At 68.2% G+C, this 14,924-nt stretch carries 13 protein-coding genes and 1 pseudogene; 3 read left to right on the forward strand and 11 right to left on the reverse strand.

The genetic code is table 11. The features are described 5' to 3' along the window. The first annotated feature begins 77 nt into the window (after positions 1 to 77). Positions 78 to 368, forward strand: coding sequence for a hypothetical protein (locus tag MQH10_RS19640; RefSeq protein WP_242565682.1), 291 nt, complete (start codon positions 78 to 80; stop codon positions 366 to 368). Between the two features lie 121 nt (positions 369 to 489). Here the strand turns inward: MQH10_RS19640 and dnaE are convergent, their stop codons facing one another. The 3 genes from dnaE to MQH10_RS19655 form a co-directional block, all read right to left on the reverse strand. Further along, entirely contained in the window at positions 490 to 3,936 is a 3,447-nt protein-coding gene (dnaE, locus tag MQH10_RS19645) for a DNA polymerase III subunit alpha (protein ID WP_242565683.1), read from the reverse strand. A gap of 25 nt (positions 3,937 to 3,961) precedes the next feature. Continuing rightward, complete coding sequence (gene sidA / locus MQH10_RS19650) at positions 3,962 to 4,051, reverse strand: cell division inhibitor SidA (protein ID WP_242565684.1); 90 nt, start codon at positions 4,049 to 4,051, stop codon at positions 3,962 to 3,964. 107 nt (positions 4,052 to 4,158) lie between these two features. Continuing rightward, entirely contained in the window at positions 4,159 to 5,151 is a 993-nt protein-coding gene (locus MQH10_RS19655; protein ID WP_242565685.1) for a helix-turn-helix transcriptional regulator, read from the reverse strand. Between the two features lie 111 nt (positions 5,152 to 5,262). Between MQH10_RS19655 and MQH10_RS19660 the strand changes: the two genes are divergently transcribed. Then, positions 5,263 to 6,516 (forward strand): cytochrome P450, encoded by a 1,254-nt coding sequence (locus MQH10_RS19660; RefSeq protein ID WP_242565686.1) that lies wholly within the window; start codon positions 5,263 to 5,265, stop codon positions 6,514 to 6,516. A 58-nt stretch (positions 6,517 to 6,574) separates the two neighbouring features. Further along, a complete protein-coding gene (locus MQH10_RS19665; protein ID WP_242565687.1) occupies positions 6,575 to 7,147 on the forward strand; it encodes a DUF4337 domain-containing protein in 573 nt (190 codons plus the stop codon). On the opposite strand, the gene MQH10_RS19670 is transcribed toward MQH10_RS19665, so the two are convergent. The 8 genes and pseudogenes from MQH10_RS19670 to nuoN all read right to left on the reverse strand — a co-directional run bounded on the left by MQH10_RS19670 (position 7,144) and on the right by nuoN (position 14,915). Continuing rightward, positions 7,144 to 7,833 carry an ABC transporter ATP-binding protein gene (locus MQH10_RS19670; RefSeq protein WP_242565688.1) on the reverse strand — a complete coding sequence of 230 codons (690 nt, stop codon included), beginning with the start codon at positions 7,831 to 7,833 and terminating at the stop codon, positions 7,144 to 7,146. The genes MQH10_RS19665 and MQH10_RS19670 overlap by 4 nt on opposite strands. Continuing rightward, positions 7,826 to 9,118: a lipoprotein-releasing ABC transporter permease subunit gene (locus MQH10_RS19675; RefSeq protein WP_242565689.1), complete on the reverse strand. Its 1,293-nt coding sequence runs from the start codon at positions 9,116 to 9,118 to the stop codon at positions 7,826 to 7,828. Before MQH10_RS19675 ends, MQH10_RS19670 begins: the two co-directional genes overlap by 8 nt. A gap of 397 nt (positions 9,119 to 9,515) precedes the next feature. Next, positions 9,516 to 9,779, reverse strand: a complete 264-nt coding sequence (locus MQH10_RS19680; RefSeq protein ID WP_242565690.1) for a DUF1467 family protein — start codon at positions 9,777 to 9,779, stop codon at positions 9,516 to 9,518. Beyond that, positions 9,779 to 10,201 (reverse strand): methylmalonyl-CoA epimerase, encoded by a 423-nt coding sequence (gene mce, locus MQH10_RS19685; protein ID WP_242565691.1) that lies wholly within the window; start codon positions 10,199 to 10,201, stop codon positions 9,779 to 9,781. Before mce ends, MQH10_RS19680 begins: the two co-directional genes overlap by 1 nt. An 80-nt stretch (positions 10,202 to 10,281) precedes the next feature. Beyond that, positions 10,282 to 11,964 carry a ribonuclease J gene (locus MQH10_RS19690; protein WP_242565692.1) on the reverse strand — a complete coding sequence of 561 codons (1,683 nt, stop codon included), beginning with the start codon at positions 11,962 to 11,964 and terminating at the stop codon, positions 10,282 to 10,284. Next, positions 11,964 to 12,736 (reverse strand): annotated as a pseudogene (locus MQH10_RS19695) (type III pantothenate kinase). The gene MQH10_RS19690 and the pseudogene MQH10_RS19695 overlap by 1 nt, the downstream one beginning before the upstream one ends. A gap of 1 nt (position 12,737) precedes the next feature. Then, positions 12,738 to 13,475 (reverse strand): biotin--[acetyl-CoA-carboxylase] ligase, encoded by a 738-nt coding sequence (locus MQH10_RS19700; RefSeq protein ID WP_242565693.1) that lies wholly within the window; start codon positions 13,473 to 13,475, stop codon positions 12,738 to 12,740. Next, positions 13,476 to 14,915 (reverse strand): NADH-quinone oxidoreductase subunit NuoN, encoded by a 1,440-nt coding sequence (gene nuoN / locus MQH10_RS19705; RefSeq protein WP_242565694.1) that lies wholly within the window; start codon positions 14,913 to 14,915, stop codon positions 13,476 to 13,478. Positions 14,916 to 14,924 lie beyond the last annotated feature (9 nt).

Raw genomic sequence — 14,924 nt, forward strand, 5'->3', positions numbered from 1 at the left:
CGGCGAAAAGCAAGCGTCGCCACGGGCTTGCAGCCCCTGCGGGAGCCTGACACACTCATAGGTGTCAGGAGAAGCCCATGAAGACCACAGCGATATTGAGCCTGGCCGCCCTGGCCGCCGCCCTCGCCGCCCCGGCCCATGCCGGCCAGAGCAGCTATTCCAGTTCGTCCTTCGCGAGCTACGCCCGCCCGCTCGCGGCGCCGGAACCGCCCAAGCCGATCGGGTCGATGGCCTCGCCGCCCGCCTTCAAGCCGTTCAAGGGCTCGAGTGTCTATTCGCCGCGCGGCGGGCTCAACCCCGATCCGAAACCGGCCAAGCCCAAGGGCTATATCGACCTCTATCACCCGAAGACGAAGAGCACGTTCTAGGGGCCACACCCACCGCTCGTCCCCGCGCAGGCGGGGATCGAAGCGGCCGTTGACCGCCCCACAATCAGGGATGGCCTTCGATTCAGCTTGGATCCCCGCCTTCGCGGGATGAGCGGGGTGGTCAGAGGTCCTCGACGAACACCACGCCGGGGGCGGTCTTGAGCGCGCCGCGGACGGCGCCGTCCAGGGTGAAGCGGCCGGGCAGCTTCATCTCGACCTCGCGGCCGCCCTCGACCGCCGAGACCAGGATGATCTCCCCGCCGCGGGTGTTACTGACCCCTTCAAGACGGCGCTTGAGCGCATCGATCTCGGCGCTTCGCGGGGCGAGGTGGACCCTCAGTCCCGCCACCGCATTGGCGACGGCCTTGTCGACCGGCTCGCAGTCGTCGCCGAAGAAGCGCACCTCCCCGTCGCGGGCCTTGGCCCGGACCTTGAGCGCCACGGCCTTGCCGGGTTCCAGCAGGTCGCGGCACTTGCGCAGGGCCTCGGGCGGGAACAGCACCTCATATTCCCCGGTCGGGTCGGAGAAGGTGACGAAGGCGAACTTCTCGCCGCTGGACTGTGACGCCCGCTCCTGCTTGCGGCGCACGACGCCCGCCATGCGGAACGCCTCGGCGCCGGCCTCGGCCTTGGGGATCACGTCGGCCAGGAGGTCGGTGCGCTTGCGGCGCAGGGCCTCGACCATGTCGTCCAGGGGGTGGCCCGAGAGATAGAAGCCGACCGCCGCCAGCTCCTCGTCCAGCCGCTCGGTCGGCGTCCAGGCCTCGGTGCGCGGCATCTTCTTGCGCAGGGCCTCGTTGTCGTGGCTGGTCCCGGCGAACAGGCCCATCTGGTCGGAGGCCCGGCCGCTGGCCACGGTCTGGCCGTAGCTGACCAGCATGTCGGCGGCGGCCACCAGCTGGGCGCGATTGGGGTGGATGGAATCGAAGGCGCCGGCCCGGGCCAGGGTCTCGAAGGCCCGCTTGTTCACCTGGCGCGGATCGACCCTCTCCACGAAATCGAAGATGTCGCGGAAGGCCCCGCCCTCGCGGCGGACCTCGACCACATGCTCCATGGCCTGCAAGCCGACGTTGCGGATGCCGCCCAGGGCGTAGAGGACCTCGCCCTCCTCCACATCGAAATCGGCGCCGGAACGGTTCACGTCCGGGGCGCGGATCTTCACCCCGAAGCGCTTGGCGTCCTGGTAGAACACCGACAGCTTGTCGGTGTTGGCGATATCCAGGCTCATCGAGGCGGCGAAGAACTCAACCGGCGCATTGGCCTTGAGCCAGGCGGTCTGGTAGCTGACCACGGCATAGGCGGCCGCGTGGCTCTTGTTGAAGCCATAGCCCGCGAACTTGTCCACCAGGTCGAAGATCGCCCCGGACTGGGCGGCCGGAACCCCCTTGGCCTCGGCGCCGGAGATGAAGCGCGCGCGCTGCTGCTCCATCTCCTCCTTCTTCTTCTTGCCCATGGCCCGGCGCAGCAGGTCGGCTTCGCCCAGGCTGTAGCCCGCCAGGATCTGGGCGATCTGCATCACCTGTTCCTGATAGACGATGATGCCGTAGGTCTCGTTCAGCACCGGGGCCAGGGTCGGGTGCAGGGTGTCGATGGGCTTGCGCCCGAACTTGCAGTCGATGAAGGCCGGGATGTTGTCCATCGGGCCCGGGCGATAGAGGGCGCCGACGGCGGTGACGTCCTCGATCGAACCGGGGCGCAGCTGGCGCAGGGTGTCGCGCATGCCCTGGCCTTCCAGCTGGAAGACCCCGACCGTCTGGGCGTTGCTCATCAGCTCATAGGTCTTGGGGTCGTCGAGCGGCACCGCGGCCATGTCGACGCCGGCCCCGCGCTTGTCGAGCAGCTTCAGGGCGCGGTCGATGACCGTCAGGGTCTTTAGGCCCAGGAAGTCGAACTTCACCAGGCCGGCGCTTTCCACCCACTTCATGTTGAACTGGGTGGCGGGCAGCTCGGAGCGCGGATCGCGATAGAGCGGGGTCAGCTCGGTGAGCGGGCGGTCGCTGATCACCACCCCGGCGGCGTGGGTCGAGGCGTTGCGATAGAGCCCCTCCAGCTGCAGGGAGGTGTCGAGCAGCCGGGCCACGGCCTCGTCGGAATCGCGCTGCTCGCGCAGGCGCGGCTCGATCTCGATGGCCTTGGACAGGGTCACCGGATTGGCGGGATTGGCCGGGACCATCTTGGCCAGGCGGTCGACCTGGCCCAACGGCATCTGCAGCACCCGGCCGACGTCGCGCAGCACGGCGCGGGCCTGAAGGGTGCCGAAGGTGATGATCTGGGCCACGCGATCGCGGCCATAGCGCTGCTGCACGTAGGAGATCACCTCTTCCCGCCGCTCCTGGCAGAAGTCGATGTCGAAGTCGGGCATGGAGACCCGCTCAGGGTTCAGGAACCGCTCGAACAGCAGGCCGTAGCGAAGGGGATCGAGGTCAGTGATGGTCAGCGAATAGGCGACGAGCGAACCGGCCCCGGAGCCCCGGCCCGGTCCGACCGGAATGCCGTGCGCCTTGGCCCACTTGATGAAGTCCGACACGATCAGGAAGTAGCCGGGGAAGCCCATCTGGGTGATGACCCCGATCTCCCGTTCCAGCCTGGCCTCATAGTCGGCGACCGGCGCCGTATTGGCCTGGCCCCGCGCCATCCGCGCCTTCAGACCCTCGCGGGCCTGGTGCGCCAGTTCGTCGGCTTCCGAGCGGCCGCCCTCGGTGGGGAAGCGCGGCAGGATGGGGTCGCGCTTCTTGACCATGAAGGCGCAGCGCCGGGCGATGTCGAGGGTGTTGTCGCAGGCCTCGGGAAGGTCGGCGAACAGGGCGCGCATCTCGGCGGCCGGCTTGAACCAGTGCTCCGGCGTGACCCGTCGGCGCTCCTCCTGGCTGATATAGGCGCCGTCGGCGATGCACAGCAGCGCCTCGTGGGCGGCGTACATCTCCTTGGCGGCGAAATAGACGTCGTTGGTGGCGACCAGGGGCACGTCGTGCTCATAGGCGAAGGCCACCAGCTCGGGCTCGGCCACCGCCTCGGTCGGCAGGCCGTGGCGCTGCAGCTCGATATAGAACCGGTCCCCGAAGGCCTCGGCCATGGCCGCCAGGGCCGCATTGCCCTCGACCGTCTTGCCGGCGACGAACAGCGGATCGACCGGACCGTCCGAGGCGCCGGACAAGAGGATCAGGCCCTCATTGTGCTCGACCACCTTGGTCCAGGGGACCGACGGCTCCTCGGTCGCCTCGGCCTCAAGAAAGGCCAGGGACGACAGCACCGAGAGGTTCAGATAACCCCGCTCGGTCTGGGCCAGCAGCACGATGGTCGGCGTCTTGGCGTAGCGCTCGGGCGGCGCGCCGCCGATGCCGGTGACCGGCAGGGCCACGCCCACGATCGGCTGGACCCCCGCCTCCTTGTTGCTGACCGAGAACTCCAGGGCGCCGAACAGATTGGCCCGGTCGGTCAGGGCCACGGCGGGCATGTCGTACTTGGCGGCCAGAGCCCCCAACTTGTCGGCCTTGATCGCGCCTTCCAGCAACGAATAGGCCGATCGGACCCGCAGATGGACGAAACCCTCGCTCTGCGTCTCGCTCACCGACCGCCTCCAAAATTCCCGCCGCTCAGGCGGCCAGCTGGGCCACCTGGCACATCATCCAGACAAAGCCCGCGACCGACATAAAGGCCAGCGATTCCCGCGCCAGACGAACCATGTTCCGTACCCCCGTTGTGTATGTTCTGCGTATGTTCCTATTCTGGTTTTGTTCTCATGACAAGGGGGTGTTGAGAACAATGTGGACAGAACGCCGCAGCGGTCGGTTCAGCCGCGGAACCAGCGGCGGCAGGCGCGGCTGAAGCTGGTGGGATCGGTGTAGCCCAGGGCCTCGGCGATCTGGGCGTGGGTCATAGCGCCCCCGCTCAGCAGGCGCTCGGCGCGGCGGCGCAGCTCGGCGTCCAGCAGCTGGCGATAGCCGACCCCGCCCTCGGCCAGCCGGCGCACCAGGGTGCGGCGCGACACGCCCAGCAGCCTCGCCACCGCATCCGCGCCCAACCTTCCGGACGGCAGGCTCGCCAGCAGGCGCTCCACCCGGCCACGCAGCCCCGCGGGCGCCGTGACCTTCTGGCGGGCGACCTGGAGCTCATGCAGGGCGGCGGCGTAGAGGGTGGGATCGGCGAACGGGGATTCCAGGGACAGCCAGGCCTTGGGCAGGCGCACGGCGTTGCGCGCCGCCCCATAGGTCGCCGCCCCGCCCAGGGCGCGTCGGACATCCTCGGCATGGGCCGGCTCGGCGCAGGCGAAGGTGAAGGCCATGCCCTCCGGCGGCTTGCCCAGGACTGCGGCGAACAGGGCGCGGGTGCCGATGAAGGCGATCTCGATCATCGGCCGCCAGCGCCGCTCATCCAGCGGGACGGTGAGGTCATAGTCGAGCCGGATCGCCTCGGCCTCGCGCCTCAGGGTGAGTTCATAGAACGGGGCCCGGACATGGGCGAAGGCGACCAGCACCTGGACCATGGCGGCGAGGTCCGGCGCGGCCAGGGCCGCCACGCCCAGCGGGCCATGGGCGGAGGGCGTCCACAGCTCGGGCGCCAGGACCGCCCAGCCCTCCCCCACCAAGGCGCTGACGTTCTCCACCTGGCGGGCCTGCTGGAACAGGCTGATGTCGGCGCGGGGATCGCGCACCATCTCCTCGGTGACCCCGGTGCCGTCGAGGATCGCGGCGCGCCGGTCGGCCGTATCGCCGAAGCTGCGCAGGATCAGCCGGAAGTATCCGGGCGACATGGGCAGACGGTCGAGGGCGGGGCTCGCGGTCATCTGGCGCAAAATGCCATGAAACAGGCGCGGTCGGCTATCCTCTTGCGGCGCCGCTCGGCCTAGGGTCTCGGCTCACACCTGCCGCAGAGCAGGCGCCAGGGAGGCACGACTATGGCCGACGGTTCCGTTCCCCAGTCCGCGCGCGATTACGCCAGCACCATTCCCCTCGATCAGATCGATGTCAGCCACCCCGAGCTGTGGCTGAACAACAGCCATTGGCCGCTGTTCGAGCGGCTGCGGCGCGAAGCGCCGGTGCACTACTGCGCCAACAGTCTGTTCGGCCCTTATTGGTCGATCACCCGGTTCAACGACATCATGGCGATCGACACCAATCACCAGGTGTTCTCTTCGGAGGCGGCGCTCGGCGGGATCACCATCCTCGACCAGGGCGAGGAGCTGCGCCTGCCGATGTTCATCGCCATGGACCCGCCCAAGCACGACGTGCAACGCAAGACGGTCAGCCCCGTGGTCTCGCCGGCCAATCTGCAGCTGCTCGAGCCCCTGATCCGCGAGCGGGCCGCCAAGATCCTGGACGAGCTGCCCCGCGGCGAGACCTTCGACTGGGTCGACCGGGTCTCCATCGAGCTGACCACCCAGATGCTGGCCACCCTGTTCGACTTCCCGTTCGAGCAGCGCCGCAAGCTGACCTACTGGTCGGACATCGCCACGACGATCCCCGGTCCCGGCATGATGGTCGAGACAGAGGCGGAAAAGCTGACCATCCTGATGGAGTGCCTGGGCGCCTTCACCGAGCTGTGGAATGAGCGGATCAACGCCCCGCCCAAGGGCGACCTGATCTCGATGCTGGCCCATGGCGAGGCGACCCGGAACATGAGCCCCGAGGAATATCTGGGGAACCTGATTCTGCTGATCGTCGGCGGCAACGACACCACCCGCAACACCATCACCGGCTCCATCGTCGCCCTGAACGAGAACCCGGACCAGTACGCCAAGCTGCGGGCGAACCCCGAGCTGATCCCGTCCATGGTCTCCGAGACCATCCGCTGGCAGACCCCGCTCGCCCACATGCGCCGCACCGCGCTGGAGGACTTCGAGCTGCATGGCCAGACCATCAAGAAGGGCGACAAGGTGGTCATGTGGTACGTCTCGGGCAACCGGGACGAAGAGGTGATCGAGAACCCCAACGCCTACATCATCGACCGGGAGCGCCCCCGCCAACACATGTCCTTCGGCTTCGGCATCCACCGCTGCGTGGGCAACCGCCTGGCCGAGCTGCAGCTGCGGATCGTCTGGGAGGAGATCCTGAAGCGCTTCCCGGTGGTCGAGATCATGGCGCCGCCGGAACGGGTGCCCTCCCCCTTCGTGAAGGGCTATCTGAACCTGCCGGTCCGCATCCCCGCCTGAGGCCGCCCCAAGGTCGCCACGATCGCTTCGTAGGGCGGGCCCAAAGCGGAGCTTGAAGATGGAAGTCGAGATCTCGACCGAAGCGAAGGACAAGCGCTTCAACCGGATGGTCGCCATCACCGTGGTGGTGCTGTCGATCTTCATGGGCCTGTCGCAAGTGAAGGACGGCAACATCGTCCAGGCTATGCAGCAGGCCCAGTCCTCGGCGGTGGATCGCTGGGGCGAGTACCAGGCCACCAAGACCAAGCAGCATATCGACGAGACGGCTCTGGCCCAGATCGAGGCGCTGAGCCTGATCGGCGGCGGCAAGGCGGCCCAGGCCTCGGCCCCGGAGATCGCCCGGCTGAAGGCCGAGATCGCCAAGTACAAGGCCGAAATCCCGCAACTGCGCGACCAGGCCAAGGGCTTCGAAGACCAGTACAACGCCCTGAATGTCCACGACGATCAGTTCGACGCCTCAGACGCCCTGATCTCCATCGCGGTGTCGATGGCCGCCGTCGCCGCCCTGGTCGAGGTGGCCGGCGCCCTCTATGGCGCGTGGGTGTTCGGGGCCGGCGGGATCATCATGGGCCTGGCCGGCTTCCTGGGCTGGAGCCTGCACTCGGACTTCATGGCGAAGCTGCTGTCCTAGAAAACTGTCTGGGTTTCCAGCTTGCCGCCCTTCAGCGCCAGGACGCGGTCCATGTGGCGGGCCAGTTCGAGATTGTGGGTGGCGACCAGGGCGGCGACGCCCTCGCTGCGGGCCAGCTCATAGAGGTTCTCGAACACCGCCGCCGAGGTGGTGGGATCGAGGTTGCCGGTCGGCTCGTCGGCCAGCAGCAGGCGCGGCTTGTTGGCCAGGGCGCGGGCGACGGCGACCCGTTGCTGTTCGCCGCCGGACATCTGGGCCGGCTGGTGATGGATGCGCTCGGCCAGGCCCAGGCGGGACAGCAGCTCCTCGGCGCGGGCGCGGGCGGCCTTGCGGCTGCGCCCGGCGATCATCTGCGGCAGAGCGACGTTGTCGAGCGCGGAGAACTCCGGCAGCAGGTGGTGGGCCTGATAGACGAAGCCGATGGTCGACAGGCGGATGCGGGTGCGGACCCGATCGCTAAGCGCCGAGCAGTCGCGGCCCTCGATGAAGATCTGACCGGCGGTGGGCCGCTCCAAGAGGCCGGCGGCGTGCAGCAGGGAGGACTTGCCCGAGCCGGACGGCCCGATCAGGCCGACGATCTCGCCGCGCGCCACGTCGAGGTCGGCGCCGTTCAGCACCTGAAGGGTGCGGTCGCCGGAGACATAGGCCCGCTCGAGGCCGCGGATGGCGAGGACCAGATCACTCATAGCGAAGGGCCTCGACCGGATCGAGGCGCGAGGCGCGCCAGGCCGGCGGCAGGGTCGCCACGAAGGCCATGGCGAGCGACCAGCCGGTGATGCCCGCGACCTCCTGCCAATCGATCTTGGCCGGCACGCGGGTCAGGAAATAGACGTCGGAATTGAACACCTGGGTCCCGGTCGCCCATTCCACGAACTGTTGGATCGGGCCGATGAAGGTGCAGAACAGGATGCCGATGGCGAGGCCGGCGATGGTGCCCAGGAGGCCGACAGACGCGCCGGCCATGAAGAAAATCCGCAGGATGGAGCCCTGCCCCGCCCCCATGGTGCGCAGGATGGCGATGTCGCGGCTCTTGTTCTTCACCAGCATGACCAGGCCGGAGATGATGTTCATGGCGGCGATGGCGACCAGCATCATCAGGATCAGCCGCATGACGCTGCGCTCGACCTGCAGGGCGCCCCAGTAGGAGGCGTTCTTCTGGGTCCAGTCGGTGACGACGGCGGTGGGGCCGGCGATGCGCGCGACCTCGGACTTCAGGGCCATGGCCTCGTCCGGGTCCTTGAGCTTCATCTCCACGAAGTCGACGGCCGTGTCGCGGCCGAAGAACAGCTGGGCCTGGCTGAGCGGCATGTAGATGAAGGTCTGGTCGTACTCGCTCATGCCGACGCTGAAGGTGCCGGCGATGGTGTAGGTCTTACGCTGCGGCGTCGCGCCGAAGGCCGTGGCCCCGCCGGTGGGCGAGATCAGGGTGAGCGCGTCGCCGGGCTGGACGCCGAGGTTCTGGGCGAGCTTGTCGCCGACCACGATCAGGTCGCCGCCGAAGTCGCCGTCGCCGAAGCCTTCCAGCGAGCCGCGCACCATGTTGCCGGAGACGATCTTGGTGTCGCGCAGGTCGTGCGGGGTGATGCCGCGCACGATGGCGCCGCTGATCTGGCCTTGTCCGAGCGCCATGGCCTGGGCCTCGATGATCGGAGCCGCCTGGGTGACGCCGGGAATGGCCTTGAGCCGGGCGATCATCGGCTCGCGCGCCGGGGTCATCATCACCCCGCCGGTGACATAGACGTGGCCGTTGAAGCCCAGGATCCGGCTGAGCAGCTCGGAGCGGAAGCCGTTCATGACGCTCATGACGATGATCAGCACCGCCACGGCCAGCATGATGCCGATGAAGGAGATCAGCGAGATCAGGGCGACCCCGCCCTCGCTGCGCTTGGCGCGGAGGTAGCGGGCGGCGACGGATCGCTCCCACAGACCGAAGGGCGGCGCGCGGCCGGTCAGGCTCTCAGCTTCGCTCACCCGTCTAGGCCTCGCGACCGAAGAGGAGACCTGGGTGCGGGTGCGGGAAGAGCGGAAGGCGCATGCGGATCCTGACGACGTCTTCTAGGCGACCCGTGATAGCCGCAGCCCCTCGCTCTTGGCAATGAAAGCGCACCAAAAGAAGGCCGACCCGCGCGCGGACGACCTTCGGGAGAGCGCATGAAAAGAAGGCCGCCCAGGGAGGTGGGCGGCCTTCAGGTCGTCGGGGAAAAACGCCACGGGCGGGCCAACTGGGCCAGCCGTGATGACGAGATGTAACTTGAGTTACGCCCTGTCCGCCGCCCCTTATTCCGTTGCGGGAACCGGTTTGCGCGCCGCGCTCAATCTTTGGGCGGGTCGTGCCGCGCCCGCGCAAATATGCGGCGAAACCGCCCGCCTAGCCCCAGTTATGGGGCAGAGCCGGCAGGCTCACGAGGTGGAAGGTGATCGTCAGCCACAGGGCGGCGAACAGGATCGCCGAGATCCAGGTGGTGGTGATGAACTTCTTCTTGAGCTTGGGCTCCACCGGCGCGCCCGGATCGCCGCCATCTCCGAGATCGATTCCCGCCTCGGCGTGGCTGGTCACGCCCAGGGGCAGGACGGCGAAGAGCACCGTCCACCAGATGGTCATGTAGATCGCAAGCGCGGTGAAGATGCTCATCAGTGGGGGTCCTTAGGCGTTTCCATCAGTTCGACCAGCACGCCGCCCATGTTCTTGGGATGGACGAAGATCACCGGGGTTCCGTGCGCGCCGATGCGCGGCTCGCCGGTCCCGAGCACGGTCGCGCCCTTGGCGCGCATGTCGTCGCGGGCGGCGATGATGTCGGCGACCTCGAAGCAGATGTGATGCTGGCCGCCGGCCGGGTTCTTAGCCAGGAAGCCGTGGATCGGCGAGGCCTCTCCATAGGGCTCGATCAGCTCGATCTGGCTGTTGGGCAGATTGACAAAACAGACCCAGACGCCCTGCTCGGGCATGGAAAACTTCTCGCCGATCGAGGTGGCGCCCAGGACGTCGCGATAGAGCTTCACCGACTCGTCGATGGAGGGGGTCGCGACCCCGACATGGTTCAGTTTGCCGATCATGACGCCTCTATACTCCCTATGGGCGGTGGAGGCCAAAGCCCTAGGCGATCTGCCGCAGCGGAACGCCAGGGGGCTGAAGACTAGACCCGCAGCACCGTGGTCTCGACGACCGGGCGGCGGCCCCAGATGCGCTGGCTGGCCTTCTTGACCACCCGCGACAGGGTCTGCTCGATCACGTCGTCAAGCTCGCGGTCGTCGCCGGACAGGCGCTTGAGCCCGTTCTCGGCCTCGCCCGCCAGATCATCCAGCACCTCGTCCATCGGATAGTCGTCGTCGGCCGGCAGGCCGATGGCGCGAACCTGGGGTCCGGAGACGATCTTGCCGCGGCCATCCAGCACGACGGCGACGGTGAGAATGCCATTGAACGCCGCGTGACGGCGCTCGCGCAGGGCGTCGCCGTTCTCGGGCGTCACCACGCCGGCGTCGACATAGAGCCGGCCGGCGGGCACCTCGTCGATGATCTCGGCCCGACCGGGGGCCAGGCGGACCATGTCGCCGTTGCGCGGGGCGATGGTCTGGGGAACCTGCAGGTCCTTGGCGAAGGCGGCGTGCTCAAGCAGATGGCGACGCTCGCCATGGGTCGGCACGGCGATCTCGGGACGGGCCCAGCGGTACATGCGGGCCAGCTCATCGCGGCACGGGTGGCCGGAGACGTGGATGCCCGGATGGTCGCGTTCCGTGTAGAGCCGCACGCCGCGGTCGGCGAGGCGGTTCTGCAGGTTGCGGATCGGCACCTCGTTGCCGGGAATGACCCGGGAGGAGAACACGCAGGCGCCCCCTGCCCCCAGCTTCACATGCGGGTGGGTGCCGTCGGCGATCCGCGACAGGGCGGCGCGGGGCTCGCCCTGGCTGCCGGTGCACAGATAGAGGATCTTGTTCTCGGGGAACTGGTTGGCCTGGGACTCGGTGACGAACTCGCCGACATCGTCGAACAGGCCGACCGAGCGGGCCGCCGCGGCCATGCGGATCATGGAGCGGCCGACCAGGCAGACCTTGCGGCCCGCGGCTTCCGCCGCCTTGATGACCGAGTGCATGCGCGCCACGTTGGAGGCGAAGCAGGCCACCGCCACCTTGCCCGTCAGCCCGCCGATCAGGCCGCCCAGCGCCGTGCGCACGTCGGCTTCCGATCCCGCCTCGCCGTCGACGAAGACATTGGTGGAATCGCAGACCATGGCCAGCACGCCCTCGTCGCCGAGGCGTTCGATGGCGGCGATGTCGGTGACGCCGCCCAGGACCGGATCAGGATCGATCTTCCAGTCGCCGGTGTGCAGGATCGTGCCCAAGGGCGTGCGGATCGCCACGCCGTTGGGCTCGGGGATCGAGTGGGTGAGCGTGATCAGCTCCAGATCGAAGGGGCCGATCGAGAAGCGACCGCTGAGCGGCACCTCGGTGATCTCGGCCTCTTCGAGCAGGTCCTTTTCCCTGAGCTTCTCGCGTAGCAGGAAGGCGGTGAAAGGCGTGGCGTAGAGCGGCGCGCGCAGGCGCGGCCACAGCCAGGCCACGGCCCCGATATGGTCCTCGTGGGCGTGGGTCAGCACGATGCCCAGGATGTCATGGGCGTGCGCCTCGATGAATTCCGGGTCCGGCAGGATGATCTCCACGCCGGGCGTGGTCTGATCGCCGAAGGTCACCCCGAGGTCGACCACGATCCATTTGCGCGCATGCGGCGGACCGAAGCCGTACAGGTTGAAGTTCATGCCGATCTCGTTCGAGCCGCCGAGCGGCAGGAACACGAGTTCGTCGTCTTGTTTGGATTTCGCCATTACGCCTTGATTTGGTTGCGCCGCTGGATTTCCAGCAGACCGCGAATAGTAAGATCGGGGTCGAAGTGATCGATCGCCAGGGTCGCGCCGTGGAACAGCGAGGCCACCCCGCCGGTGGCGACGACGGTCATGGGGCCATCCCACTCCGCCTTGAGACGGGCGATCAGCCCTTCGATGAGGGCTATATACCCCCAAAACACGCCAGATTGCATGGCGCCTACCGTATCCTTGCCCAGAACCCGTTGCGGCTTCTGGATCGCCACCCTGGGAAGCTTGGCGGCGGCCGCGTGCAGGGCCTCCATGGACAGGTTGATGCCGGGCGCGATCACCCCGCCCTCGAACCCGCCGTCGGCGGCGATGACGTCGAAGGTGGTGGCCGTGCCGCTGTCGATGACGATCAGGGCGCCGGGATAGACCACATGGGCGCCGATGGCGTTGACCAGGCGGTCGGCGCCGGCTTCCGACGGCTTGTCGATGCGGACCGGGATGCCGAGCTCGCGTTCTCGCCGATCACCAGGGGCTCCACGTGCAGATAGCGCCGCGCCAGGTTGCGCAGGTTGAAGATCGACTGCGGCACGACGCTGGAGATGATGCAGGCGTCGAGCACCTCGAACTTCAGATTGGCCATGGCCAGCAGCTGGAACAGCCACACGGCGTATTCGTCGGCCGTGCGGCTGGAGTCCGTGGCGGCGCGCCACTGGGCGATCCAGGTCTCGCCGTCATGGACGGCGAAGAGGGTGTTGGTGTTGCCCTGTTCGATGGCGAGCAGCATGTCAGCCTTCCCCGAAAAACACGTCGCCGGCGGTTATCCGCAGAACCGCCCCGTCGTCCAGCCGCAGCCTGAGCGCCCCGTCGAGATCGAGCCCCTCGGCAATGCCCCGGTGGGTCTGGTTGGGCAGACGCGCGACGCAGGGCTCGCCCAGGCCATGGGCCCGCGCGGTCCAGGCCTTGGCGATGGGGGCGAAGCCCTCGCGCTCCCAGATCTGTTTCCAGCTCTCGAAGCTGCGGGCCAGGATTTCCAGGGCGTCGCGGGGCTTGGGCGGGGGCGCAGACATGTAGTCGGCGAATGAGGTCGCCGGGCGCTCCACGTCGGTGGGGGCGTGGGCCAGATTGACCCCGATGCCGACGGCCACCCACAGCTTGCCGTCCGGGCGCTGACCGGATTCCACTAGGATGCCCGAGGCCTTGCGACCATGGATCATCAGGTCGTTGGGCCATTTCAGCCGGGCCAGGTCCGGGCCCAAGCAGGCCTGCGCGAGGTCGGCGACCGCGAGCGCGGCGATGAACGAGACCTGGGCGGCGTCGCCCGGGCTCATCTCGGTCAAGAACAGCAGGGTCGCGGCGAGATTGCCGGTCTTTGTGTCCCAGGCCCGCCCCCGCCGGCCACGGCCGGCGGTCTGGGTGAGCGCGGTGATCCAGACCGGGCCGCCCTCCCCCGCCTCGGCGCGGCGGCGCGCCTCGGCGTTGGTGGAGTCGATCTCGTCATAGGCCTCTATGGCCGGGATCTGCACCTAGGCGAGGCCGAAGGCCGCGGCCGCCGCCTTGGCGAGCGGATCGATGAACACCAGGGCGACCAGCACGACGGGGAAGGTGAAGAGCGCCGCCGAGATGGCGATGGTCTTGGCTTCCATCGGGGTGGCGTCGGTTTTGCCGACGGCGGTGTCGAACCACATCACCTTGATCAGGCGCAGATAGTAGAAGGCGGCGACGACCGAGCCGACCAGGCCGGCGATGGCCGCGCCCTGGATCGCCACGTCCGGCGTATTGATGGCGGCCTTGAACACATAGAACTTGGCCCAGAAGCCGGAGAACGGCGGCAGGCCGAGCGCCGACAGCGAGAACGCGGTCATGGCGAGCGCAATGCCGGGACGTTCGCGGAACAGGCCGGCCATGTCGTCGATGGACTCCATCGACTTGCCGTCGCGGCTGAGCGCCGAGAGGCAGGCGAAGAAGCCGGTCACGTCGACCATGTAGAGCACCATGAACACCAGCATGGCCTGGACGCCCTCGGCGTTGCCGGCGGCGAGGCCGAGCACGGCGTAGCCGACATTGGCGATCGAGGAATAGGCCCACAGGCGCTTGAGGTTTTTCTGGGCCAGGCCGCCGAAGGCGCCGACCGCGATGGACAAGAGCGCCATGATCACCAGCACCTGGCGCCATTGGCCGGCGGCGCCGCCGAAGCCCTCGGTCAGGATACGGGCGAACAGCAGCATGGCGGCCAGCTTGGGCGCGCCGGCGAAGAAGCCGACGACCGGGGTGGGCGCGCCCTCATAGACGTCCGGGGTCCACATGTGGAACGGGGCCGCCGAGATCTTGAAGGCCAGGCCGCAGATCAGGAACACCAGGCCGAACAGCACACCCGTGCCCGCGCCGCCATGCACGGCGGTCGCGATGTCGGCGAACTTGGTGGAGCCCGCGAAGCCGTAGATCAGCGAGGCGCCATAGAGCAGCAGGCCCGAGGACAGGGCGCCCAGCACGAAGTACTTCAGGCCGGCTTCCGAGGCCTTGGCGTTGTCGCGGTGCATGGCCGCGAGCACGTAGAGCGCCAGCGACTGCAGCTCGACCCCGACATAGAGCGAGATGAGATCGGCCGCGCCGACCATCATGCCCATGCCCAGAGCGGCCAGCAGGATCAGCACCGGGAACTCGAAATTGTCGACGCCGCGACGGGCGAACCAGCGCTGGCCCAGCAGGATGGAGACGGCGCTGGCCGCGTAGATGGCCACCTGGGCGAAGCTCGAGGCGGCGTCGGAGACCAGGCCCCCGCCGAACGCCTTGCCCACCGGGCTGACGGCGGCGGCGGCCGCGGCGGCGGCCAGAGCCAGGACGGCGCCTGTGCCGACCACAAGGGTGCGCTTGGGCGCGAAGGCGCCGGCGACCAGCAGGAACAGGGCCGATCCGGCGAGGATCAGCTCAGGGACGGCCAGGGCGAGATCAGCGGAGAAGGTCATGTCGCTTTC

The organism is Phenylobacterium aquaticum (genome assembly GCF_022695515.1).
In the GTDB taxonomy this organism is placed as follows: Bacteria; Pseudomonadota; Alphaproteobacteria; order Caulobacterales; family Caulobacteraceae; genus Phenylobacterium; species Phenylobacterium aquaticum.